This is a genomic window from Salinimicrobium gaetbulicola, assembly GCF_042676025.1.
GTDB classification, from domain to species: Bacteria; Bacteroidota; Bacteroidia; order Flavobacteriales; family Flavobacteriaceae; genus Salinimicrobium; species Salinimicrobium gaetbulicola.
This window is the reverse complement of the sequence record NZ_JBHTJP010000032.1, coordinates 892940-918114: the sequence shown is the minus strand read 5'-3', so window position 1 is coordinate 918114 and position 25175 is coordinate 892940. Positions and strand designations below refer to the sequence as shown.

Below are 25175 nucleotides of genomic sequence, written 5' to 3'. Positions count from 1 at the left end.
ATTTGATGGATATAAAGAATAAAACCGCAATGATTGCGGTTTTATTCTTTTTGCAATGGCCGTAATATTGCAGTCATTCCGAGAAACCGATTGTGCATTGCTCCGTAAGTATGGAAAGTGTGGGGAGAAATCTCCTGTAAACATAAGTTTTGTTAGGGTCGGAGGGGTTGGCTGTGCCTTATCCTGATATAATCCAGAAAATACAGTAGAAAAGTAATCCCTTTTTACCTGAATGCAAAAAGGGATTTAAATTAGAACATTACAAAGATCAGGCACAGGAAACTGTTACGTTGTGACTGTGTTGGCTATTTGTAGTAGATACCTTTGTAATAGATTGGTTTGGATTATCCTTCAGCGCTTGAAAATCATTTGCTTCAAGTGTAACTTGGTGTATATGATTTGCTGACTCGCTTAGATCATAAGTCTTGGTAGTGGCAGCCGAAACATCCTCTTTAGAAACGGTTAGAGTGTGAGTATGATTCTGCGCCGAACTTACCGAAGCGCTGGTTCCGTTTTCCACGCAATTTTTCGCAGTGGGTGTTGGATCGGGATCGGGGTCTGGAACTCCATTTCCGTTATCATCAGATCCTGAGCAACCGAGCATGCTAACTGCCGGAATGCTTAAAAGTATCCCCATTGTTGTTTTCTGAATAAATGTTTTCCTGTCCATAATCCAATAATTTAAATTAATACTCCTTGTATCTTCATGATTGCCTGGGTGAAGTCAGATAAAATTGAGGCAGGTAAGTGAGGGGGATTTATCGATGAATAAGTAAAGTTTATAATCTTATAAACTCTAAAAATTAAATATTCATCAAAATTACAAAAATCTATAAATTCAACTTTAAGTTTAACATTTTTACGAAGTTATTAATATTATTTACGTAAAAATATTTTAGTGTTATTAATTATTGTTTTTAAAAACCGATATCAATTATAAAATAATGGTAAATCGCCTATTGAAGCTGTTAAAATTGTAAGGATACATCTACAAAATATTCCAACTCATAATAGATCTTGGTAATTTTAAAAGGCTCCCTTAACTGGTATAATCTTTTAAAATAATTCTTGCTATGAAAAATTCGAAAATTATACATTTTGGACATTTCGGTAGAAATTTGTTCTTACCGATATATATATGCTTAATTTCCCTGCTTTTTGGCGCAATAGGATGTTCAGATGACGATGACAACACACCTCCTCCCGTGGAGCAAAGCCAGTCTATTGATCTTGTCCTGGTGGCTGAAAATATGGCATCTCCAGTGGGTCTTGTCCCCTCACCTGATAACTCAGGAAACTTATTCGTAATAGACCAGATCGGGAAAGTTTGGGTCATTGATGATTCGGGTACATTACTGGAAGATCCTTTCCTGGATGTGAGCTCAATGATGGTTTCCTTGACTCCAAATTATGATGAAAGAGGCTTACTGGGTCTTGCTTTTCATCCGGACTACAGCTCAAATGGACGGCTATTTGTTTATTATACAGCCCCGCCAAAAGCCGGAGGACCCGAGGAAGGAGAAATGTGGGATAATACTAGTAGAATATCTGAGTTCATTGTCTCAGATACCGATCCAACTATGGTAATGGCCGGCTCAGAAAAAATAATTTTGGACATCAATCAACCACAAGGTAATCATGAAGGTGGAACTATAGCTTTTGGACCTGACGGTTACCTCTACATCTCTATTGGGGATGGAGGAGACTCTGATGATGTGTCTCCGGGGCATGTTGAGGATTGGTATGAAGTGAATGAAGGAGGGAACGGCCAGGACGTTGAAGCTAACCTTCTGGGAAATATTTTAAGAATAGATGTTGATAGCGGTGATTCTTACGGTATCCCTGGTGATAACCCATTCGTAAATTCTGAAGGGAAGGATGAAATCTATGCTTATGGCTTCAGGAACCCGTTTAGATTTTCATTTGATATGGGAGGAGATCACCGGTTATTTGTAGGAGATGCCGGCCAACGCTTATGGGAGGAAATTAGTGTAGTGGAAAATGGCGGTAATTATGGTTGGAACGTAAAAGAAGGAACTCATTGTTTTGATGCTTCCAATAATCTAAATGTGCTGGCTTCTTGTCCCGATATCGATAACCTGGGCAACGAGCTGATCGATCCCGTAATAGAGATGAGCAATACGAGTAACCCTGCTGGAGGTTCAACTGTTACTATCATTGGAGGATATGTTTATAGGGGTAGTGCCATCCCTGAATTAAGTGGGCAATATGTATTTGGATCATTTTCCAGAGACTTTGAGCCTACAGGAGAAGTATTTTTTGCCAATCCTTCCGGTCCTGGTCTTTGGGATTTTCAAGAATTGGAGTTCAAAAGCACCCCTGGAGATATTGGATATTTTCTAAAAGGTTTCGGACAAGACCTCGAGGGAGAGATTTATCTTGCGGTATCAAGCGAGTTGGGGCCTACAGGAAATACAGGCAAGATATACAAGATCAGTTTGGTTGATGATTAATGGGTTTGCTTTCTTAAGCTTTGTGAATATACCTTCGCTTATCATTTCTCTTTTTCCAGATTATAAACCCAGAAATTGAAAGGAAAGGACCAGAAAGACCCGTAAGGCAATACAATATCTTGCTCCATATCCCTCCATATTGCCCAAAATGCAATGGAATTAATGTGCTGGATAATTGGGTTTTTAAGTCAGCTTCCTGAACCCTTATTTTTCCGGTGATCTCTCCAGTCTCATAATTGGCCAAGAAACTGTTGTAGAATTCCGAAAAGAAAAAAGCATCATCGTCATAAAGCCCATACACTCTAAGATCGCCACCGGGTGATAATGGAAGGCGTATATATGTGGGCGTAAAATCCTGGTTTTGGATATTTATTTTATTCAAAAGCTCCTCAACAGATGTGGTGACAATTGGAGTTTCTGGCGTGGACGGCGGCTTCAATCCTGCTGCCGCTACCGTCCAGGCAAGAAACACTCCTGTAACTACCAGAAGTAGGTTCAAGATCAGGCTCCACACTCCCACAATTCGATGCAGGGAAGAATAAAAGGTTCTTTTATTCTTCGAGACGATCCTCATTTTAAAGAACAAGGTTTTAAAAAAAGATTTTCGGTATAGATATAATCCGGATAAAATTGAAAACAGGAACAGTAAGCCTACGAAAAAAACCAAAATTCTTCCGGCAGGACCTGCCTGGAAGGAATAGTGGAACTTCAGCAACCAACGGGTAAAGGTAGTAAGTTCATTAACCTCTTTTATAATTTCCCCGGAGGAAGGATGGATAAAGACAAATAATCGTTCGGTTGGTTTCCGCAAATTGAAGACCAGGGATTCCTTTGCTTTAAAATGAATAAGCCTGGTATCCCAGCCAGGGTAGTTTTCCTGTATGGTATTAATTCCTAGATCAATATTTAAATCTTCAGCTGAGGAGACAGATTTATATTTCTCCCATTGAAGATCCTCTATATCATGCTGAAAAACAAGGACTGCTCCGGACAGGCCCATAAGGAACAAAAAAGCTCCAACCACAAGTCCGGCTATAGAATGGTATTTTAAGATCTGCCTGTTTTTCATAAGAAAAGCAGCTACGGGCGTACCCATAGCTGCTGTATTAGTGTTTATAAATTCACTTTAAGAGAAAGACTCAGCCTTGCTCCATTACCTTTAATATAATTTTGCGGTCTGGCATCCCACTGGGAAATGGGTAGATAATAATCTTCATTAAAGAGGTTTTCGACCCCTAGTCCTAAGGAGGTTTGGTTTGTCATTTTATAATTGGCGGTAAGATTAAATAGGTTGATGTCCTCGACCCGCCCCTGGCCATAAGTGTAGCTGCCATCTGCTTTCGGCTCGAAACGGTCACGCCTTCCACTATAAACATGTGATAATCTTAAGTTCAATTTATCAAAAGCATTATAGCTTAAATATGTCACAGTCTTCAAAGGAGGGATGCGATCCCCGTTCATCCATGTATCATAGTTGTCGTTGTCTTCAGAATCCAGTTTTCCCTCTGTCCAGGAAAGTGAGCTTCCCAGGTCGATTCGGTCAGTAAGTTTAGTATCTACAGCTAATTCAAAACCATAAACCTTTTCAGGCTGACGGGCGATCTGAAATATTCCGTTAACCTCTCGGTAAGTTGCTCCAAGTTCTGAAGTACTCAAGAAGTATGCTCCACTAATACTGGTCCTTCCAAGGTAACTATTAAAACCAACCTCATAATTATTGGCGATTACTGCTTCCGAAGAAATATTACCCACGGTATTCTCTGTGGCACTTCTAAGGGTACGGCCTAAATCTGCAATAGAAAAACTCTGGGAGAAACTTGCAAAAGGTTTGAATTGTGACCATCGGTTAAATCGTAAACCTACATTTAAGGTCGTGGCATCATACTTTAATTCCCCTCCTTCAACAGCTACGTTTCCTTGCGGTGTGCCCCCATTTGGATAGATGTATATAGTTCTGTAATCTGGGATGTCAATATTTATATTCTCCAAGCGTATCCCGGCTTTAAAGACGAAATCTTTGTAAAGGGACTTTAATTGTGCATAAGGGGCAAGGTTGCTCATGTCGATTTCGGGTACCCATAAACGGCCATCAACCAGGTACTGCGAGGTAACATCGTTCAGGATGTCAACCCCGTAAAGAATATCACCCGAAAATTTACTTCCAAGAGTATAGGGTGTCTTGAAATTGATGCGTGCCCCTTTTTTATCTGACTCAATCATAGACTGGCCTCCTTCATATCCGGTTTCTTCATTAGAGAAGAAAGGTGAAAAGCCATAAATGGTTTGGAAGTTCTGAAAATATAGGTTTAAATTGAAATCTGTGTTTCCAATCAAGTTGAAAGCGTTATATGTAAATTGACCGTTATGATTGTAGCGATTTCCCTGGGCTACTCCCGGGTCTTCCCCAATCACACCTATAGCTGGTCTTACCCCGTATACTCCGGGTTGATTGATGTATTCAGTGTCTTGATTGCTGCTGAAGTAGTTGTACATGAACTCAAGGGAATGATCCTGATTAATTTGATAGTTAAACTTTCCAAACAGGTTATATTGGTCCGTTTCTCCCAGGCCATAAGAAGGAGAGATTATTTCTCCGTTTGCATCCCGAAAAACCCCAGTTTGCTGGAAGCTTCCGTTGGCAACATACCCTAATTTTCCAACTTGTCCTGAAAAAGTCTGAGATAGCTTTGAGCTAAGAGAGTGATCTGTATCTACCAGTGAAATTCCGCTGCTAAGTTCGGTGGTACTTTCAAGTTTTTCTGAGGCTTTTGGATTTTTTGTAATGTAATTGATGATCCCTCCATCAGCACCATTTCCATAAATGGCCGTTGCTCCTTTGATCACCTCAATCCGCTCTATCACGTTAGGGTCGATCGTGTTCACATCTCTGCTTCCGTTTCTTAATGGGGTGGACTGAGGAATCCCATCGATCAATATCAGCATTTTTCTTCCACGCAGGGTCTGCCCAGTATTGCTGGTCTGGCTTGTACTTAAAGCCAGTCCCGGCACCTCGTTCATGATGTCTGCAACTGAGTTACTGGTAAGAGATAGTTTTTCAATTTGTGCAGAGCTTAATACTGATACCGAAGAAGGCACTTCGTCAAGCGTTTCTATTCTTCTATTTGAGGTAATTATAATTTCATCCAGTGTCTTAATGTCTTCTTCCAGTTGGATATCAAGTATTCGCTCTTCACCCGCTTTTAAATTTACTTCCCGAACCACGGTAGTGAAACCTGGGGAAGAATAAATAACGGTATAGCTACCAGAAGAAATATCCCGGATAATGTACTGTCCGGTTTCGGAAGTAGTCGAAGTATAAGGTGCTTTCTGAAAGCTTATCGTTGCAAAAGGGATAACCTCACCCAGTGTATTAGTAAGCCGTCCTGAGAGGGAGGCATTTTGAGCGCTGGCAATAACACTAAACAGCATTAAGGTAGAAAATAGGAGGGATTTCATTAATGATTCTTATTTAGATTAATTAAAAACAATGGCAAATGTAGAATCAATCTAAATAATAATCAAAGGAAAAATAGTTGTTTTTTACTGAGGATTTTCTTCGTTATTGATTGTCAGTGATCTATAATTAAAAAATTAACACTCAGAATAGTTTATAATGAAATGTGGCTCTGTAGGTTCAAAAGCTCTAAGCTAGTTCTCAGGAAATAGTCAAATATTTTTGTCACCTAAAAACAAAAAAACCCAGTAAAAAAAGGCTTACCGGGTTATATTGTGGAGTTGGAGGAAAAGGAATTTTTAAATTTATAACTGCGGCAATTCGGGGCGTTCAAGTCCGTTTTCAATTCCCCGCTCCAGAACTTTCTTGATACCTTCAAGGTTTTCAGAGAACAGCATCATCTGGGATAGTACCTGTGCCATTTCATTTTTGTCTCCAAAAGCTTTCAGTTTATTGTTTTTTAAAAATGTTTCGCAAATCTTGGTCCAACGTTCCTGTTCTTCAGGATTCAATGCATTTACCAGTTCTTTGAACTTTAGCAGGTTTGCTTCGGCAGAGGAGGTGAGGGTTTGTGATTCACTTTCATAATGGGAAAGAACCAATCGCTGTAGCTCTTTCTCGTCCATGATCGGCACTACTTTCGCCACAAGTTTGTTCATATCTCTATAGGAGCCCTGCAACTTAAATGCAGGTTCTATTCTGTATTCATCTTCCATAGCTGCACTTTTGATATAAGCAGCATTTACTTTTAGTACTGTATCGCGAAGGCTAACCACCTTTTTTAGTATTGAAGTGTATTCCTGAACATCTTGTGAGCTGTGATTGCCTATTAGTTGCGTCTCCTGGTTGTTATTTTCCACACGATCCAAAAGCGTATATACATCCTCAAAGTTGGAGCTGCTAAGCTGCTGCAAAAGAGGATTAGAAGTGAGGGAGTTTTCGATCAAACTGAGTTTGAACAGGTGCTCTGTATCACCAATGATGTCTCCCAGGTTGTAGATATCTGCCCTGTTCGCCAGCATATCAGGTATTCTGAATTTATCCCCGGTTTCGGTGTATGGGTTCCCTGCCATGATCACGCAGAATTTCTTTCCACGCAAATCATAGGTTTTGGATCTTCCGTTAAATATCCCTTCAATTTTTCTGGTTCCGTCAGAAAGGGAAATGAATTTCTGGAGGAATTCTGGATTACAATGCTGTATATCATCCAGATACAACATCACATTGTTGCCCATTTCAAACGCCAGATTTAGCTTCTTCAACTCCTCCCTGGCACCTGAATTGGTAGCCGAAGCCGGATCTATTGAAGTGATATCATGCCCGATTGCAGGTCCGTTGATGCGCATAAAAACGAGCCCCAGACGATCGGCAATGTATTCCATTAACGTGGTTTTACCGTATCCCGGTGGGGATACGAGTAGAAGCATTCCGCTTCGGTCTGTCCTGGTTTTATCTCCAACGGTTCCCAGCTGTTTTGCCAGGTTGTCTCCAAACAGCGGAAAGTAAACTTGGTCTATCAATTTATTCCGGACAAAAGAAGTCAGTACTCTTGGTTTGAATTCTTCCAGTTTTAGTTCCTCTTTCAGTTGCTTTGTGAGCGCATGTTTGGTTTTCCGGTAGGTGTTATACGTGGGAATATCTTCTCTTACAAACTGCTCCAGTTGAGAAATAAAGTTATGATATTGAAAATGAAAGATGCCTTTTTTGAAAGTAGGATGATCGCCGGTAAGACCTTCTATGGTCTCCGCGGGGGTCACCGTTTTGGTTTTGGAAACTGATTCATCCTCAGATAAAATTCGGCAAACAACTTCATCAATGTAATTAGTGGCTTCAATCGTTTCAGAAGTCTTTTCAGCTTTAGCTTTGCTGTTCACGAAAGCCGAGATCCATTGCTTTACCAGGCGAATTCTGTCTACATAATTAGTCACCGATTCCAAGCTGTTTTTAAACCTTAGATCTACCTGCTCCTTTTTCAAGGCTTTCCAGAAATCTCCTTTTATGGTAAGGGCGACATGGCTGCGTTCAAATTCGTCATCGCCCTGCAATTCTTCAAAAATATAAGCTGCTATTTCTTCACTCAGAGCAGGATCAAAAAGTGCTGTTTCCGTAGCAAATTTTCTAGCATGGTCGCTCAGGTCTCTAATGACAAAGTCATATTCTTGGGTGTCCGGAAAAATACTCAGTACCTCGCCTGAAGCTTTTAATCCTCGGTCAAGATCATCTTTTATTTTTTCAGGAAGGCTGTTCCAGAAGTACTGGGCGTAGGCACGTATTTTGGGAGGAAATCGTAATAAACCCATTGCGTGATGTTTATGCACAAGCACCTTTAGGATTTTACTTGCATCTACATCGTGAACTCCTTTAAGGTAACCTTCTGAATAATCGCTGCTACTTTCCTGCTGTACGATCCTTAGTAATTCTTCCTCTCCGGCATGGAGCAATTGCTCATGAGGCAGTTTTTTGAACAGCTTATAGGCAAGGTATGAGGAACGATAGACTTTTGAATTTTCAGAAACAAATTCCTGGTCCCAGAGATCTTTGGAATTGAGAAGAGTTGAATCGCTGAGTTCCTGGTAAAAATCGGTTCCTGTTAAATGACAGTAAGGGGTTCCGCTTTTGAAAACAATACTGAGGTCAAGTGGCTGCTTGTTTACCCCGAATTTATGTTTTCCCAATCTTATTATGTTGTCACCATCTTCATATAGGTCGAGCTTATCCTTTAATTGCCGGAGTGCGTTCTCACGTGCCGACTTAAGGCTGGTCTCGATCTCTTCAGCTTTTCCTGAATCATCGAGATCCTTTAGTTGCTGAATGATGTCCCGAACTTTGTTGATCATAAGATCTGAAGCGAAATAGCCCTGGATCTCTGCGGCGGTACGAAAACTTTGCACCTTTGAACGGGCACCCTTCAGGATCCTTTCAGAGGCATTGTGAAGAGCAAGGGCTTTTTTGTTCCGTTTTTCGACAAGCGCATTCTTTTTGGACTCAAAAGCAGCGTGGACTTCTTCCCGTTTTTCAATAATGCTCCCTATGAACTCTTCGAAGTCGGTAAATTTTCCCTCCAACTCTTCCAGTTGAATGGAGATCTTCGTCTGGAATTCATCACATTTTTCGGGAGTGCCTGCCATGTCTAGGTAATTGATGATACTTTGATCAATTAGTTTTAATTGTGCGGCAAAATCGGCACGTGCCTCTGCACTACCCAAGGCATTCTTTTTGTTCTTTAGCGCAGCTTTCAGCTGATTTATTGTCGAAAAGATCAGCGAGATGTTATCGATGATCGTGGTAGAGTGGGAGGTGTCTTCAATATCCAGATTCGTAATTATATCTATTAGCAATTCCAGGTCTGCAGCGATCTGGTTCACCTCTTCTTCCAATTTACGAACATCCACAACCTTGGTAACCTTTTCTAAAGCCGCCTGTTTTTCCCCAACTTTGTCATGATATGGCTGTAAGGCCTTTTCATCGAGCAGGAATTTTACACAGCGCTCAGAAAGTTTTGTAGTATGAGTTGCTATTTCCTCCTCTAATTTTTTGATGAACTCTTCATTGACGTAGCGCACTTCCTTCAGGGAAAGTGCTTCCCCGCGCAGTTTTCGAAGTTCAGTTAGGAATGCGACAAAGTCATTAATTGAATTAAAGGAAGAGCTCTTGATCTTTGTGAAAAGGGCTTCCGCTTTTTCCTGTATTTCATTAGTCTGCTTCGTTGCATTCTTCTTAAGCTGCACCACTTTCTCGAATTCATCCATTGCAGCATTGGCTGCCTTGTTAATTTCAGAAAGAGGCTCATTTAGCTGTTGGGATTCTGCTTCGGGCAACCAGTAATAGGAATCGAGAATGTCTTTGGAAACCCGGGCAATGTCATTGTAGAGTCCGTCATAGTTGTCCTCCTTGTTCAGCAGGTTGATAAGGCTGTTTGCTTCGGCCATTGCCTGTACAATTTCCTTATTTCCGATCTTATAGAGCAAAGTGTCCTCGTGTTGTGAAGGCATAAAGTCCCCCTTCAGAAAAGGCGTTTGCCAAATCTGGATCACATGGTGCCGGGTTTGTTCCTCTTCACTCCTGAAATAGCATAGTTCTCCATTTTTGAGCAGGGTGAATCCGTTACAGATGATTGGGGTCTGAATTTCGCGGCTAATGATATTGTAGGACATTAGGTTGTACAAACCTTTCTGGGGAGAGTAGAAGACGTACAAAAAGTCTTCACCGTTGGGTGACGCTATCTTCTGCTCGAATTTTACATCATCAATGCTGTTCGTGAAAATTTTGTATTCGCCGGTTTGCAAGTAATAACCATTAGGAAAAATGATCCCCTGGTCGTCCGGAAGAAGAATGCAGCTTTCTTTTATGCTCTCGATCTTCTTTACTTCACGAAGCTTATGATTATAAACAAAATAACGTGCCGGTTCTTGAAAAGGTTTTATCTCTAACGGAATCAAATTTCCTATTTGGCCAAATCTATAATTTCCATCATCTAATGTCTGATCACGATGTTCAACAGGCTCAGTGAGAATGCCTTTACCGTCTTCGGTATTATCTTCTATTTTAATAGTAAGGTCCCCACCGATGGTTTCTACAAATACTCGATCGAGAATCGAGACGTGGGAATGAACACCGTAGCGGTGCATATCTCTTGTTACTTCCCGCCATTTAAATTCGTGCTGTGCCTGGAATTTATACTCGTGATCACTGCGATTGTCCACGTACTCCAGAGACTCTTCTTTAATAAGCCATTTAAAGGTTTTAATATCGGTTACACTTTCGCTCAACCTAAAGACCATATACAGGTAATTTCCAATGATGGCGAACTTCGAAAAAATGGTATGACGGTAATATTTATAAAGGTTGGTGAAATCTGACTGAAAAAGTTCGTTCTCTAATATCTCTAGGGTCTTGGGTTCTAGTTTATTATTTTTAAACTCATAGACACTGAAAACATCAGATATATTAATCTCTGTACGCAGTCCAAAATGAACATTGTACCCAAATAGACAGGTGTCACCGAACGACACAATATCCCGGGCTATGCAGCGGTTTTCTGTATTGATCCTGTCATTGGAAATCAATTTGGTTTCCAGGGAACCAAAAACCTTTTTACGATCTGTATCGAGTTTTTGCAGCCGATCCTGTAAATCCTTTTTCTGTTTCTGTAACCTGCCCTGGATCACTTCATAAGTACCGCCGTCCAGAGTCTGTGATGATTTATTTTTTTGTTCCTGTACTGCCATTTCCAATTCTGCTTTTTCCTTTTAGGCGAAAATATTATTGCTGTTGTCCATACGGGTGGCTTTAAAAATGAGTTCTTATTACTCTTGTATTTTTCATGCGTCCCATTGGTATAACTACTTATCCTAACTAAATAGCAAGTTTGCCTTAAGTGGAAGTTTTATAAGTCGATAAAAACAGCGCCCTGTTAAGAATTACCAGGGCGCTTAATTCTGCTAGAGTTTGTTGATTGGTTTGTTTGCGATGCCCAGTTCATTAGCCATATTCAGCAAATTACTGAGGGTAGACTGCTCTCCTGAATCATCAGATTTTCTCTTTAGATCGAGTAACAGGTTGGCAACAGTGAGGTTCTTGATGTCTTCTGCAGATATACCGTATTTTTCTGTAAAGGTCTTGATCTTGTCCAGTAGGTTTCCATTGGCCTGTTCATCACCCAGAACAGCTTCTTTGACTTCGCGTATGTTGCTGCTGTTCTCTACAAGTCGGTCAATTCCTTTTCCTCTGGCAATCTGTCCAACGATCTGTTCAAAGAACATTGTTTCACCACCTACAATATCGATTTTAGCAGCTTTTAATGCATCTCCAAGTACTTTTGCCTGGGCGTCTGCAATATCCCTGTGAACATTGATGTGTGCAAGGTCTACCTTCAGGTCCTTGTCCAGGCGCAGTTTAAATTCTTCATGGTCTTTACCTACGCCATCCAGTTTCTTCATAGCATTTGCTTTCTCTTCGATCCCGGCAGCATCAGATAATGCCTTTTCTTTTATTACCGCAGCTTCTGCAAGTCCGTCTTTACGCTTCGCCTCGGCTTTGGCCTCAATACCGGCCGCTTCTGCTTTGGCTTTTTTCTCAATAATATTGGCTTCTACCAGTCCCTGACGCTCATTTGCATCTGCTTTTGCATGCATTACTTGTGCTTCAGACATTCCAACAGTAGCTTCTTCTTTGGCCTGTGCTTCAGCAAGGATCTTGCGAGCCTCAGCTTCTTTCTCACTAGCTTCTTTATGAGCAAGGGCCTCGATATTGATCTCTTCAGCTTTTTGTTTTGCGGCTTCTTTTTGTGCTTCAGCAGCTTTAATGGTTTTAATAAGATCTTCCTCAGCATTGGCCTCAGCAAGAGTGATTTTTACCTGTTTGTCACGGTCTGCAGTTTTAAAAGCCTGGATATCTTTCATGTTTTCCTGCTCTTCGACCACGCCTTTTTCCAGGGCGACCCTATCGCGGATAATATCTTGGATGTTTTTCTTCTCAACTTCCACCACTTTTTCTTTCTCGATCTGTGCAAGGGTCACTACTCTTTCCCGCTCGGTAGCTTCGAGTAAACGATCTTTTTCCACACGTTCTGTTTCGACAGCATCGGTGCGTTGTTTGTTTTTAAGGGCAACAATAACCTGGCGCTCCATGTTTTCTTCGGCAACCTTTACTTTTTCCAGAGTGATAATGCGAGCAGTTTCAGATTTTAACCGCTCCTCTTCAGCTACTTTCAGTGTTTCAGCTTCTTCACGAGACTTGATATTTGCGATCTCACGTTTTTGCTGCTCTTCTTTTTCAGCTAACTGCTTATCCAGTTCAAGAATGGCTTCTCTTGCCTCTACATCCTGCTTCCTGATGGTTTTTTCTTCGTCCCTTTTGATAAGATTTGCTTTAACACTTTGAACCGCGGTTAATTCAGTGATCTTTTTGATACCTTCTGCATCAAGGATATTGTCCGGCTTTAGCTCTTTTATTGAAGTTTGCTCCAAATAATCAATTGCGCAGTCTTCGAGGGTATATCCATTAAGATCAGTCCCTATAATGTCAACGATTTCATCGCGAAATTCCCGGCGGGCTTCATATAGTTCAATAAATTCAAATTTTTTACCGACTGTTTTTAAAGCTTCGGAAAATTTTGCCTCAAACAGATCTTCCAGGGTTTCGATCCTAGATGCACGGGCTACTCCAATGGTTTGGGCCACTTTTTTAATATATTCCACATCGTTATTTACTCTTACAAAAAAAGCAACTTTGATGTCTGCTCTCATATTGTCTTTACAGATAAGCCCTTCGTGAGCCAATCGCTCGATCTGAATTTTTTTGACAGAAACATCCATGATCTCCACTTTGTGAAAAACAGGAACAACATATAGTCCTTTGTCTGTTGCGACCTGGGTGCCTCCAAACCCTGTTCTGATTAATGCCTGCCCCTGCGGAACTTTTTTGTAGAACATCGCAATGATCGCGAAATAGACTACTATAAGGAACAGCAGCACGCCTATTCCAAGTCCGATAATTTGTAGAATTGATTCCATTAAATTTTTATTTATTCGTTATAATTTTCAACTAGGTAGTAATTTTGGTCCGGAGACCTTTTAATAATTAAAATATTGCTTCCGTAGGGTAGGGGATCTCCGGAAAGGGATTTTACATAAATAGACATGGTGTTGCCGTCGACTTTTACTTCGGCATTACCCATCCTGTCACCTGAGATAGAAGAGAGTAAAAGACCTTTTCGGCCAAGATAATCTATAGGGGTGTCACCGTTTTTGTTCAGATTTTTAAAGAAACCTTTAAAAGGGGTTGTGAGTATTTTGTTGACGATAAGTGCCGGAAACATGGCAATCAACATAATCGCAAAGCCGAAATAATTGTCATAGGAAAAGGTCATTGCCGTAGTCAATGCGGTCATAAACCACCAAATAAAAATCCAACAGGTAAAGGTGAACATGAAGGGAAGTCCAACAAAATTGAAGTAGATTAAAAAAACCTGCCACCATTTAAGTGGTCTTCGTCTTTTTCCCACCACATCTTCCTGGTTCACTTCCGCATTGGAGAGGTCCTGGAAATCCATATTGCCTCCATCTATTGCGGTGCCGGCGTCAATCGCCGGATCAAGATCGACCTCTACATCAAAGTCAACGTCGAAGTCTAATCCGCCAATCATTGAAACTATCCAGTAAAGAAGGAGAACAATGAGGAGAACGGTCAATATAAGGTTGACCTCAGAGAATAAAATGTCATAAAGGTTGCCCAAAATTATGAATCTTTGTTAGCGTTAAGACCTAATTGTTCTTTCAATCTAGCTAGATCGTCATCTGCTTTAGCTTTGGAAGTATCTGCAGCCTTGTCGATCTTTTCGTCAACAGACTTTGATGCATTCGCAATATCGCTATAGGCTTCAGCAAGAGCTTCTTCCTGGGCTACTTTTTCTTTCATTCGCTCAAGCATTGAAACAGTTCCAGTACTGTCGAGTTCAGCCATTTGTTTGTTAAGGTTCGTAGTAGCCTTAGAAACTTTTACACGTGCCTTCAGGGTTTTAAGTTCATTTTCCCAGTTGCTGATATTGCTCTTGATAGACTGGATTGTTTTTTGCAATTGCGCCACGTTATCATCAAACTTAGCGGCTTCCTCCTTACTGCGACCTGCCTGTTTCTCTGCAGTTTCTTTTTGAACAAGTGCTTCTTTTGCAAGCTCATCTGCTTCGGTAGGTTCAAGTTCTTTGCTATGACCTTTTTTAAGAATAATAATGGCCTTTTTCTGGTATTCTTCCGCCTTTTCCTGGTACTCTTCCTGGTCATTTTTGGCTCTTATTGCCAATGCTTTTACCTGTGCAAGTGCCTCGAGGCTTCGGTCCAGATCTTCTTTCATATCCCTGATGCCCTGTTCGGTCATCTTGATAGGATCTTCCATGCTGTCAATTGCAGAATTTGTTTCTGCCTGCCCAATTTTAAATAAACGTTTAAAAATATTCATGATGTAAAGGTTAAGGTTAGTATTTAGAAAATTCAATTATACGGTCTGAGAATTCACTCATTAAGAGACTTAAAGAATTAAGACTGCCTTCGAGTTCATTGATATCAAGGTTTTCAATTTGAAGGGTATCCCTGAAAATTACTTTTTCACCGGAATCATCCAAAACAAAAGCTCCATGAATGACATCCCTGTTTTTTTGGAGTAAGTTTTTAAAAACCTTTTCAGATTGGTTGCTCACCTTGAAAATATACTGCTCCATGATTAAAATTGGAGGAGCAATCCCTAATATGAGGTTTCTAATCCCGTGGTTTTCTTTTTGGACCACAAGAACATTATTCTCCGTATCCTCTCGACTAATGTGGAAATTTAGCTCCAGTAAAAAATCTTTAGTGATATTGAAGTGGTTTTTCATTATTGGCGGGATTGTTAAAAATTTCTAAAAGTTAATATTACGAAAAAACTCTAAAGCATGGTAGCCAAAAGTTTAACTACTTGAGTAAAAAAGCAAATAATTAATGGTATCATAATGTTTTGTTATAGGTTAGTATGAATTTCTTTAAAATGTTACCCGAAAAAATATTCAGTCCTGAGAAATTTATTATCGGAAGGGTCAATGTCCTCCTCATAATATTAGCTAATCCCAAACTTTTTTGCTAATATTGTTAGACCAATGTACGAATTTATTTCATTAACGCAAATAAAATTAGCAAAATATGTCTTTTTTTGGAAAAAACATTAAGAAGATCCGCACTGTGAAATCTTTAAGTCAGCAAGCCTTTGCGGAAATGTTTGATTTAAAGCGCGGGACCTTAGGTGCTTATGAGGAGGGGAGGAGTGAGCCAAAGATCGATACCGTGATAAAAATTGCTAAGCATTTTAGCATTTCCATCGACGAATTGCTGACGAAAGAGCTTACGGTAAACCGGTTGCTTAGGTTTAAGGGCGACTTTGCAGAAAATCAGGACGAGCTTTTAAAAGAGCAGTTCGCCTCCGTTCCCTGTATAGTCCCTACAAACAGGAATAGCTACCTTTCCGAGTATGGTAACCAGGAATTTATAAGTAGACTACCCTGCCTCAGGTTGCCAATTAGCAGAGATTTATCCTTTCGAGGCTTTGTGGTAGACTCTCTGGAGATGAGTTCACATGAAAAAGGGTTATTTCCTAAGGATGTGGTGGTTGGACAATTTGTGCCGAAAAAGGAATATAAAAACCTGGACAATGGAAAACTATTATTGGTTATAACCGAGGACCAACTGGTATTACGAAGAGGATATATCTTGAAATCAAGCCTTGTGCTAAGGGCAGACCACAAACTTATAGAAGATATTACTTTAGGGCTGGACGAGGTTAAAGAACTTTGGAATATTTGTTATGTATTCTATCATCGTGTCCCTGAAACCGGAAACGGACTCGAAGAAAAACTACGGTTTCTGGAACAGGAGTTCGCTAAAATTAAGTCGCAGATTTAAAGTAGATGTTGCCTACACTCCTAATCTATAAAATCCCAAGAGTCTGATAGGCTTGTACTTTAAAGAGGAAAGGTGGTTTTGAGGACTTTAAGAAAGAGGTCCGGGAAGAGAGAAGGGGAAATTCTTAAAGAATTTTCTATAATAATTTTAACCAATGTTCTTTTCATCTTTCTAAACGAAATGACGAAAATTTCGAGATAGATTAAATAAAGTCATTATTGAAGTCAGCTTTTAAACGAAAAATGTTTTTAAAGAAATTAAGGTTTCAATAAGAGGAATAAGACAGGTTTTATTTGTCATCCATATTGTTATCTTAAAACAAAAAACCCGGTAAACACAAGGCTTACCGGGTTATATTGTGGAGTCGGAGGGGTTGGCTGCGCCTTCCCCCTGAAACTAACTTTCTGCAAATGCAGCTAAGCTTAACCATCCCTGCGGGCTGGGCGTCTTAAAACGAAAGAATCCCGCGCAAACAACTGTTTGGCAGGATTTTCCTGTTCTAATCCGCAACTTAGCTGCGCTTGATCGTGGAGTCGGAGGGGTTCGAACCCTCGTCCAAACAAGCAATTCAGATGCTTTCTTCACGCTTAGTTTTCGCTTGGTTGTCGATGCAAGACCGGCCGAAAACCACCAATCTTACACGTATCCTCGGTTAAGTTTCGCAACCACATCAAGGCCCTGTGATTACTATATTTACTTTATCGGTGCCTCTGGTGCGGACGCCGTAAATCAAGGCTTCCACGAGACATCTTGGCTCCCTGCCTTGCAGGGACTAAGCTATCCTACTATGATTCGGATTATGCAGCCAAGGCGTAGTTATTCTCGCCGTTTAAAAAAGTGTGAAAAATGAGATTTACGAGCTATTTCCCAGCGCTCGACGTGCTTACAACTCAATTAGACTCGCTGTCAAAACCAAGTCGACCCCATAAAAAAAGAACTTACCGAAACAAAGGCACGAAGTGCCATCCTGCTTCAGGGAAGTGCAAAGATAGGTTTTAAATTCCTATCTTTGAAATTCATCAATAAATACTCAAAACCTATACCAAAATATGATAAAATTTGCCCTCATTAAAGAGCGAAAAACACCACCAGACAGAAGAGTAGTTTTTTCTCCCCAAAAATTGAAAGAAGCCGTGAAAAAGTTTCCGGAGGCAAGTTTTAAAGTGGAAACATCAGATATTCGAATCTTTCCCGACAGTGCATATCTTGATGCCGATTTTGAAGTTTCCGGGGAAATTTCAGATTGCGATGTGTTGCTAGGGGTGAAGGAAGTTCCTATTCCTGCTCTTATTCCGAATAAAAAATACTTTTTCTTTTCCCATACTATAAAAAAACAACCTTATAACAGAGACCTGTTAAGGGAGATCCTTAAAAATAATATTGAACTGTATGATCATGAGGTGATCATTAATGAACGGGGACACCGGCTGATTGGTTTCGGAAGATATGCCGGACTCGTAGGAGCTTATAACGGCTTCAGGATGCTGGGGCTTAAAAAAGGTATTTTTGAGTTACCCAAAGCTGAGGAACTCCCCGATCTAAAAACCATGCTTGCAGAACTGGACAGGATTTCTGTACCTCCAATAAAGATAGTGCTTACCGGAAGTGGGAAAGTAGCGCATGGAGCCAAAGAGATCATGGATCATCTCCAAATAAAACAAGTTGGAGTAGAAGAGTACCTCAGAGAGAGCTTTGAGGAGCCGGTCTTTTGCCATATTGATGTCATGGATTACAATAAGAGAAAAGATGGAAAGGAAGCTTCGGTTCAGGATTTTTATGACCATCCAGAAAATTATGAATCCGATTTTTTACGTTTCGCCAGGGCCAGTGACTTTTTTATAGCCGGTCATTTTTATGGCCAGGGAGCACCGGTTTTCTTTACTGCTGAAGATACCAAGTCCGCGGCTTTCAAAATTCGCTATGTAGCAGATATTTCCTGTGACATAGCAGGACCTGTTGCCAGTACGATTCGTCCTTCTACCATAGCCGAGCCTTTTTACGGCTACAGCCCGGAAACCGGTGGGGAAGTTGATTTTCGGGAAAAGAACGCGATCGCGGTCATGGCTGTAGATAACCTGCCCTGCGAACTGCCAAAAGATGCCAGCGAAGGATTCGGGCAAATGTTCCTGGATAACGTATTACCGGCTTTCTTTGATAATGATAAAGACGGGATCCTGGAAAGAGCCAGAATGACCAAAGACGGAAAGCTTACCGAGAGATTTAAATATTTGGAAGATTACGTTAAAGAATAGAGGATGAAGAGGCTATCTAAATTGTTTTTTTCGCTGCTGTTTTTGGGCGGAACCTTATCAGGATACGGACAGATGAAAGTAATGACCTATAATATTAAATATGCCAATGAGAATGACGGGGAAAACAGCTGGTCTTTTAGAAAGGAGCATTTGCGTAATCAAGTTGCATTTTATGAGCCAGATATTTTAGGGGTGCAGGAAGCTCAGCTAGTGCAATTGAAGTTTTTGCTGCAAGGTCTTCCCGACTATGATTTCTCAGGCGTTGGTCGTGATGGTCAAAATAAAGGGGAATACACTGCTATATTTTATAATAAAAAAAAATATCAACTAATAGAGGAGGGAACTTTCTGGCTTTCAGAAACCCCGGAAATTGTTTCAAAAGGCTGGGATGCGGCATATCCAAGGATCTGCACCTATATATTATTAAAGGATTTGGTGACCGGTGATAAGTTTTTCGTGTTCAATACTCATTTTGACCATGTGGGAGACCGGGCGAGGGAAGAGAGTACCAGACTTATCATTTCAAAGATCGACGAATTGAATAAAGAAAATCTTCCGTTTATCCTGATGGGGGATTTTAATCTCGAACCTGAAACTTCTGAAATCAAACTCCTTTCCGGGAAAATGGATGATTCGAAACGCATTGCAAAACTCGTTTTTGGTCCGGAAGGTACATTCAATACATACAATTTCACAGAGCCTGTTACACGTCGAATTGATTATATCTTTACCTCTCAAGGTGATTTCGAGATCCTGAAGTATGGAGTGTTATCAGATTCATATGATTTAAAATATCCTTCAGATCACTTACCGGTACTGGTACAGTTAAAACTGAAATAAAAAAAACCAGCTCAAGGCTGGTTTTTTTGTTTTACATTGGAGGGTTTCGATGATCCCTCGTTTCATCCCTGTCATCAGCCGGAGGTAGTTTTTTCTTTTCAGTCTTATAATCTGCCGATTCTTCTCTCAGCTTTTTAATGATATCCCGGAAATGTTCTCCAGCCGCCTCACGGCCTCCCAGTCCGTAACTTAGAGCTACGGCTACTGCAATGGCGCCAAGGATCAATCCGAACGCAAGTTCCACGATCTCATTGGCGATTCCCATAGTCCTTAGGGCGATGGCAATGAAAAGTGCCAATGAAGCCCATCTAATAATGCTGGCAATGAAATTATTCTTGTTAGACCTGGTCATGGTATTATAGATCAATAAGGAGATATAATTTCCGATCGCCAGGATGATCAATCCGAAAATTATTTGTCCGGTAACATCCAGTATGTCATTTAGAATTTCTGATAATCGTGAAAGTCCTAATATCTCTACAGCCGTAATAATTCCGAAGAAGACAAGGAAAAAATAAATAAGGTTAGCAACCAGTTTAGATAAGGACTGGCCGGTACCTATCATATTGTGTATTTGTATCTTTTCAGCAGCCCGATCTAAACCGAGACTTTTAAAAAGATCTTCAAGAAAGTCTGCCAGGAATTTTCCACCCCATATAAATACAAGAAGGATCACTGCAGCGATGATAATTTCACCAATCATTTCGGTGAAACCATATAGAATTTCATTTGCAGGATCTGAAATGGCATCCAGCTGCAGGGTATTGAAAGCCTGAATAAGAAACGGTATGAAAATGATGATAAAAACTACTTTTCTAAGAATGTCAGCTAATTTATCTGTGTCTTTAAATCCGGTTTTATCAATCCATTTGTCGAGGATTCCTCCACTTATCCTAATGAGGTTCGCTACGAACTTAGCGAGAACATAGCCAATAAAAGCTATAAGGGCTGCTCCAATTAAGTTAGGGATAAACAACAGGAATTCATTCAGCATATTTTCCAGCGGAGTAAGGACTTCGCTAATACCTAATATCTCGAGGACGATCAATAAGACGATCACCATAATAAGGTAATAGAGGATGTTGCCTACAAAAACGTTTGTGTCCTCTATATTATCCCTTCCGAAAACGCGTTCGTCCCAGGATGTTTTACGGAGCATTTTAACGACTAATGTTTTAATGCCTTTGGCAATTAGCCAGCCTATCAAGAGAACGATCAGGGCGCCTAAAAGATCTGGTAAAAAATCGGCAATGCTATTACCGATCTCTTCGAGTTGATTTTCCATTTTTCATAATTTTTAGAAGGTTAGAACATTAATTTAAGTCAAAAAGCTCTTAAGCCCCAGCTGGTTAACAAGAGTTTATGTGATTTTTTCAGAATGTTAAGGTTTTCTAAAGAGTATAGTTTTGGTCAAAAATTTGATTGAAATCAGTAGTAGCAAGGGCTGGCGAAAAATGAGAAATTCGCGAGAAAAAAATTGAAAATTTTTCAACAATGAATGGTTGATAAGAATGTGTAAGGCCGCAATCAAAAAGTCAATTTTTAAAATAACTTTATCACTCTTTCTATTAAAACAAATTTAAACTGCCATGGTTGAAGAATTATTTACTACTCAGACTTATACGTACGATGAAGTCTTAAAAGAATCATTGAAATATTTCAAGAATGATGAGCTTGCTGCCACTACCTGGATTAATAAATATGCGGTAAAGGATAAAAGCGGAAATTTTCTTGAATTATCACCTAATGATATGCATCAGCGTATGGCAAAGGAATTTGCCAGGGTAGAAGCGAAATATGCTGATAAGGCCGGAAATGTCGAAAACCTTTCTGAGTACGGAAAAGTAAGGGAATCTCTTACCGAAGAGCGAATTTTTCAACTTTTCAAAGATTTTAAATACAGCATTCCCCAAGGAAGTGTCATGGCAGCACTTGGGAATGACCAAATGATCGCTTCGCTTTCGAACTGTGTGGTTGTCCCACCGGTATACGATTCTTATGGAGGGATTCTTTATACAGACCAACAGCTCGTTCAGTTATTCAAAAGAAGATGTGGAGTTGGGGTAGACCTTTCCGGACTTCGTCCTAAGGATGCACTTGTTTCAAATGCGGCCGGAACCACTACAGGAGCGGTTTCTTTTATGGATCGTTTCTCGAATACCACAAGGGAGGTTGCTCAAAACGGCAGAAGGGGAGCATTAATGTTGACCATTGATGTGGCTCACCCTGATGTGGAGGATTTCATTACCATCAAGCAGGACCTTCAAAAGGTGACCGGAGCCAATATTTCAGTCCGACTTTCAGATGAGTTCATGAAAGCCGTGACCGAAGATGCAGATTTCACTTTGCGTTTCCCGATTGACAGCCCAGATCCTAAATACACCAGAACTGTTCGCGCAAAAGAACTTTGGGATACTATCATTAAATGCGCTCACAATACTGCAGAACCTGGACTGATCTTCTGGGATAAGCAACATACGTATTCTACCTCGTCTTATTATCCTGGTTTCAAGAACAGCTCGACAAATCCATGTTCTGAGATCGCTATGCAGGGAGGAGATTCCTGTCGTTTGATCGCCGTGAACCTATACAATTTTGTTGATCAGCCGTTTACTGAAAATGCAAGTTTTAACCATGAGAAGTTCTATAAAGTGATCTATGAAACTCAACGTTTGATGGATGATCTTGTAGATCTGGAATTGGAAGCTGTCGAAAGAATTCTTGGAAAAATCGATCAGGATTCTGAGCCTGACTTCATTAAAAAGAATGAGATCGATACCTGGAAGCTGTTAGCAGAAAACGGAAAGAACGGTCGTAGAACTGGACTTGGATTTACGGCTCTTGCCGATGCTGTCGCTGCGTTGGGTGTGAAGTTTGACACTGATGAAGCTCTGGAAGTAGTTGATAAGATCATGCAAACTAAATTCCGTGGGGAGTTTGACAGTAGTATTGATATGGCCATCACCAGAGAGCCATTCAAGGTGTTTGATCCGGCTATCGAGGAGAAGTCAGATTTTGTACAGATGATGAAAAATGAATTTCCGGAGATCTATTCCAGAATGATGCAATTCGGAAGAAGGAACATTTCCATCAGTACAGTTGCTCCAACCGGAAGTCTAAGTATGCTGGCACAAACTTCTTCAGGAATTGAGCCTGTATTCATGCTTTCCTATAAGAGAAGAAGAAAAGTAAATCCTTCAGAAAAGAACGCCAAAGTTGCATTTGTAGATGCTACCGGTGATGCCTTTGAAGAGTTCACGGTATACCATCCAAAAGTTAAAACCTGGATGGACGCTACCGGGAAAGATAATATTGAAGAAAGTCCGTATGCTGGCGCTACGGCTTCAGAAATTGACTGGCATAAGCGCGTGGAAATGCAGGCGCTTGTTCAAAAATACACTACTCACTCCATTAGTTCTACCATCAACTTGGCTACAGATGTAAGTCTTGAAAAGGTTAGTGATATCTATATTGAATCATGGAGGCAAGGGCTTAAAGGGATCACAGTTTACCGAGACGGATCAAGAAGCGGAATCCTTGTTTCTTCCGAAGATAAAAAAGACAAAAAGGAGAACGAATCAGTGTTCGCTGAAACTTTTGCTCCAAAACGTCCGAAGAAACTGGAAGCTAAGATCGTACGTTTCAATAATGAAAATGAAAAATGGCTTGCGGTTGTAGGATTATTGCATGATCGTCCTTATGAGATCTTTACAGGGAAAATGGAAGATGTGTTCAACCTTCCGAACTGGGTGGAAAAAGGATATGTGATCAAGAATCGAGATGAGGAAGAGAGATCAAGATATGATTTCCAGTTCTGTGATAAGCATGGTTATAAAGTGACAATTGAAGGGCTTTCAAGATCCTTCAATGAGGAATATTGGAACTACGCCAAATTGATCTCTGGGGTATTGCGTCACGGAATGCCTATTCCTTACGTGGTAGATCTTATCAACAACCTGAATTTGATGGATGAGAACATCAATACCTGGAAAGCAGGGGTGGTTCGTGCATTGAAACAATTTGTGCCTGACGGAACTCCGGCGGCAGACAAGGAATGTGGAGAATGTGGTGATCCGGAAGGAATCATTTTCTCTGAAGGTTGCCTGGTTTGTAAGAGCTGTGGTTACTCTAAATGTGGATAATACTTTTTGTCCCTCAATAAAAATGAAAAAACCCACTCGAAAGAAGTGGGTTTTTTATTATTTCCTTTTTTGTGATCTAGAAAGTATTGATGGTCTTCCTGATGGCGGTAAGATTCGTCAATAGTCTTTCGAGGTACTGAATGTCGAGCATGTTGGCACCGTCACTTTTCGCGTTAGCCGGATCGAAATGGGTTTCAATAAAAATACCGTCAGCTCCGGTAGCGATACCAGCTCTGGCAATTGTTTCGATCATATCAGGTCTTCCCCCAGTCACTCCGCTGCTTTGATTAGGCTGTTGTAAAGAATGGGTTACATCAAGCACAGTTGGCGCGAATTGTCGCATGGTTGGAATTCCTCTGAAGTCAACGATCATATCCTGGTATCCGAACATGGTTCCACGGTCTGTTACCATTACCTGTTCGTTGTTGCAGTCGGTTACTTTGGTTACCGCATGTTTCATACTTTCAGGGCTCATGAACTGACCTTTTTTAAGGTTAACCACCTTTCCGGTTTCGGCTGCGGCAACAACAAGGTCTGTTTGTCTTACCAGGAAAGCCGGAATTTGTAATACATCAACATATTCCGCGGCCATGGCAGCATCAGATCGTTCGTGAATATCTGTCACGGTTGGAACCTCAAAAGTTTCGGAAACTTTTCTCAGGATCTTTAAAGCTTTTTCATCGCCGATACCCGTGAAGCTGTCAATACGGCTTCGGTTCGCTTTTTTGAAGGAGCCTTTGAAAATTAATGGAATCTCCAGTTTATCTGTGATCTTCAGGATAGTTTCGGCAATTCTAAGGGCCATTTCTTCTCCTTCAATGGCGCAAGGTCCTGCCAGTAAGAAGAAGTTTCCTGAATTAGCGTGTTTTATTTGAGGGATTTTTTCCAGTTTCATAAAATAAAATTTGGGTACAAAGATACCCTTTTTGAGAATCTTTATACCCGGCTAACAAATCTTCTAAAAATTGAAATTTCTAATCGTTCTCCCTGTAGCCTTCAAAATCTTCCAGGCCGTCGTCATCATCTTCTTTGACAGGTGGGTCAATGGAATATCCTAAACTGCGGATGATCCTTCCGTTATCGTAATAAAAATAGATCCGGTCGATCTGGTCCTCTTTCATATGAGTGGCAAGGTGGTAAGGGAAACTAATGGTTTCCCCGTTTGGGTAAGTAAGGGTGTTATTACCCCAATGAAGAATCCAGTTTCCTTCGCGTGGGCCTTCAGAAACTGCAACACCCAGCCAGATTCCATCTTCAGAAATCATTGGAATAGCCGAATCTCGGCCTTTTTTCCAGTAATTTACGGTCTGGTCAACTGTTAGACTGTCAAAACTTCCCAGGTTATACACCATAGCATCTTCTGCAAGGTTATTGCGTAGTTGCTCCCAGTTCCCGTTCTCATAAGCTTTAATAGTGGCTTTTACGGTCTCAATGTCTTTTTGAACATTAGGGTAATCAAGGCTTGCCGGTTCTGGTTTCTGACCATAAAGTCCCATACTGGCACCTGATATCAGTACTATCAGTAAAAAGTAAATGTATTTATTGTAATTAATATTTTTCATACCATCGGGTTTTAGGGGTTATGGTTT

General features: G+C 40.6%; 16 protein-coding genes and 1 other RNA gene. 5 read left to right on the top strand and 12 right to left on the bottom strand.

All coding sequences use genetic code 11. The features are described 5' to 3' along the window. Positions 1-268: 268 nt before the first annotated feature. Entirely contained in the window at positions 269-670 is a 402-nt protein-coding gene (locus tag ACFQ1G_RS05710; protein WP_380737460.1) for a hypothetical protein, read from the bottom strand. A 403-nt stretch (positions 671-1073) separates the two neighbouring features. On the opposite strand from ACFQ1G_RS05710, the gene ACFQ1G_RS05705 reads away from it, so the two are divergent. Further along, positions 1074-2474, top strand: coding sequence for a PQQ-dependent sugar dehydrogenase (locus ACFQ1G_RS05705; protein WP_380737458.1), 1401 nt, complete (start codon positions 1074-1076; stop codon positions 2472-2474). 13 nt (positions 2475-2487) lie between these two features. Here the strand turns inward: ACFQ1G_RS05705 and ACFQ1G_RS05700 are convergent, their stop codons facing one another. The 7 genes from ACFQ1G_RS05700 to ACFQ1G_RS05670 form a co-directional block, all read right to left on the bottom strand. Then, positions 2488-3570 carry a PepSY-associated TM helix domain-containing protein gene (locus ACFQ1G_RS05700; RefSeq protein ID WP_380737456.1) on the bottom strand — a complete coding sequence of 361 codons (1083 nt, stop codon included), beginning with the start codon at positions 3568-3570 and terminating at the stop codon, positions 2488-2490. Positions 3571-3587: 17 nt separating this feature from the next. Continuing rightward, positions 3588-5930 carry a TonB-dependent receptor gene (locus ACFQ1G_RS05695; protein WP_380737455.1) on the bottom strand — a complete coding sequence of 781 codons (2343 nt, stop codon included), beginning with the start codon at positions 5928-5930 and terminating at the stop codon, positions 3588-3590. Positions 5931-6233: 303 nt separating this feature from the next. Next, on the bottom strand, positions 6234-11156 hold the full coding sequence (locus ACFQ1G_RS05690) for a DNA repair ATPase (protein WP_380737454.1): 4923 nt from the start codon (positions 11154-11156) through the stop codon (positions 6234-6236). A 213-nt stretch (positions 11157-11369) separates the two neighbouring features. Beyond that, entirely contained in the window at positions 11370-13442 is a 2073-nt protein-coding gene (locus tag ACFQ1G_RS05685; protein ID WP_380737452.1) for a flotillin family protein, read from the bottom strand. 11 nt (positions 13443-13453) lie between these two features. Then, positions 13454-14164, bottom strand: a complete 711-nt coding sequence (locus ACFQ1G_RS05680; protein ID WP_380737450.1) for a hypothetical protein — start codon at positions 14162-14164, stop codon at positions 13454-13456. Positions 14165-14166: 2 nt separating this feature from the next. Beyond that, positions 14167-14883, bottom strand: a complete 717-nt coding sequence (locus ACFQ1G_RS05675; RefSeq protein ID WP_380737448.1) for a PspA/IM30 family protein — start codon at positions 14881-14883, stop codon at positions 14167-14169. 16 nt (positions 14884-14899) lie between these two features. Continuing rightward, positions 14900-15295, bottom strand: coding sequence for a molecular chaperone Tir (locus tag ACFQ1G_RS05670; protein WP_380737446.1), 396 nt, complete (start codon positions 15293-15295; stop codon positions 14900-14902). Positions 15296-15596: 301 nt separating this feature from the next. Here ACFQ1G_RS05670 and ACFQ1G_RS05665 point away from each other — a divergent pair, with 301 nt between their 5' ends. Continuing rightward, positions 15597-16352, top strand: a complete 756-nt coding sequence (locus ACFQ1G_RS05665; RefSeq protein WP_380737444.1) for a helix-turn-helix domain-containing protein — start codon at positions 15597-15599, stop codon at positions 16350-16352. A gap of 525 nt (positions 16353-16877) precedes the next feature. Here ACFQ1G_RS05665 and ssrA read toward each other — a convergent pair. Next, positions 16878-17277: a transfer-messenger RNA gene (gene ssrA, locus ACFQ1G_RS05660) on the bottom strand. Positions 17278-17401: 124 nt separating this feature from the next. On the opposite strand from ssrA, the gene ACFQ1G_RS05655 reads away from it, so the two are divergent. Continuing rightward, positions 17402-18604, top strand: a complete 1203-nt coding sequence (locus ACFQ1G_RS05655) for an NAD(P)-dependent oxidoreductase (protein ID WP_380737442.1) — start codon at positions 17402-17404, stop codon at positions 18602-18604. A gap of 3 nt (positions 18605-18607) precedes the next feature. Beyond that, positions 18608-19444 (top strand): endonuclease/exonuclease/phosphatase family protein, encoded by an 837-nt coding sequence (locus ACFQ1G_RS05650; protein ID WP_380737440.1) that lies wholly within the window; start codon positions 18608-18610, stop codon positions 19442-19444. A gap of 31 nt (positions 19445-19475) precedes the next feature. Here the strand turns inward: ACFQ1G_RS05650 and ACFQ1G_RS05645 are convergent, their stop codons facing one another. Further along, positions 19476-20729, bottom strand: coding sequence for a mechanosensitive ion channel (locus tag ACFQ1G_RS05645; protein ID WP_380737438.1), 1254 nt, complete (start codon positions 20727-20729; stop codon positions 19476-19478). 304 nt (positions 20730-21033) lie between these two features. On the opposite strand from ACFQ1G_RS05645, the gene ACFQ1G_RS05640 reads away from it, so the two are divergent. Further along, on the top strand, positions 21034-23586 hold the full coding sequence (locus ACFQ1G_RS05640) for an adenosylcobalamin-dependent ribonucleoside-diphosphate reductase (RefSeq protein ID WP_380737436.1): 2553 nt from the start codon (positions 21034-21036) through the stop codon (positions 23584-23586). 76 nt (positions 23587-23662) lie between these two features. On the opposite strand, the gene kdsA is transcribed toward ACFQ1G_RS05640, so the two are convergent. Then, positions 23663-24481 carry a 3-deoxy-8-phosphooctulonate synthase gene (gene kdsA / locus ACFQ1G_RS05635; RefSeq protein ID WP_380737434.1) on the bottom strand — a complete coding sequence of 273 codons (819 nt, stop codon included), beginning with the start codon at positions 24479-24481 and terminating at the stop codon, positions 23663-23665. A gap of 79 nt (positions 24482-24560) precedes the next feature. Further along, on the bottom strand, positions 24561-25148 hold the full coding sequence (locus ACFQ1G_RS05630; protein WP_380737432.1) for a hypothetical protein: 588 nt from the start codon (positions 25146-25148) through the stop codon (positions 24561-24563). Positions 25149-25175: the final 27 nt, after the last annotated feature.

Excerpts from the sequence above, each read along its gene's own strand:
- ACFQ1G_RS05710 (WP_380737460.1), bottom strand. The coding sequence starts at position 670 with ATGGACAGGAAAACATTTATTCAGAAAACAACAATGGGGATACTTTTA.
- ACFQ1G_RS05705 (WP_380737458.1), top strand. The coding sequence starts at position 1,074 with ATGAAAAATTCGAAAATTATACATTTTGGACATTTCGGTAGAAATTTG.
- ACFQ1G_RS05700 (WP_380737456.1), bottom strand. The coding sequence starts at position 3,570 with ATGGGTACGCCCGTAGCTGCTTTTCTTATGAAAAACAGGCAGATCTTA.
- ACFQ1G_RS05695 (WP_380737455.1), bottom strand. The coding sequence starts at position 5,930 with ATGAAATCCCTCCTATTTTCTACCTTAATGCTGTTTAGTGTTATTGCC.
- ACFQ1G_RS05690 (WP_380737454.1), bottom strand. The coding sequence starts at position 11,156 with ATGGCAGTACAGGAACAAAAAAATAAATCATCACAGACTCTGGACGGC.
- ACFQ1G_RS05685 (WP_380737452.1), bottom strand. The coding sequence starts at position 13,442 with ATGGAATCAATTCTACAAATTATCGGACTTGGAATAGGCGTGCTGCTG.
- ACFQ1G_RS05675 (WP_380737448.1), bottom strand. The coding sequence starts at position 14,883 with ATGAATATTTTTAAACGTTTATTTAAAATTGGGCAGGCAGAAACAAAT.
- ACFQ1G_RS05670 (WP_380737446.1), bottom strand. The coding sequence starts at position 15,295 with ATGAAAAACCACTTCAATATCACTAAAGATTTTTTACTGGAGCTAAAT.
- ACFQ1G_RS05665 (WP_380737444.1), top strand. The coding sequence starts at position 15,597 with ATGTCTTTTTTTGGAAAAAACATTAAGAAGATCCGCACTGTGAAATCT.
- ACFQ1G_RS05655 (WP_380737442.1), top strand. The coding sequence starts at position 17,402 with ATGATAAAATTTGCCCTCATTAAAGAGCGAAAAACACCACCAGACAGA.
- ACFQ1G_RS05650 (WP_380737440.1), top strand. The coding sequence starts at position 18,608 with ATGAAGAGGCTATCTAAATTGTTTTTTTCGCTGCTGTTTTTGGGCGGA.
- ACFQ1G_RS05645 (WP_380737438.1), bottom strand. The coding sequence starts at position 20,729 with ATGGAAAATCAACTCGAAGAGATCGGTAATAGCATTGCCGATTTTTTA.
- ACFQ1G_RS05640 (WP_380737436.1), top strand. The coding sequence starts at position 21,034 with ATGGTTGAAGAATTATTTACTACTCAGACTTATACGTACGATGAAGTC.
- kdsA (WP_380737434.1), bottom strand. The coding sequence starts at position 24,481 with ATGAAACTGGAAAAAATCCCTCAAATAAAACACGCTAATTCAGGAAAC.
- ACFQ1G_RS05630 (WP_380737432.1), bottom strand. The coding sequence starts at position 25,148 with ATGAAAAATATTAATTACAATAAATACATTTACTTTTTACTGATAGTA.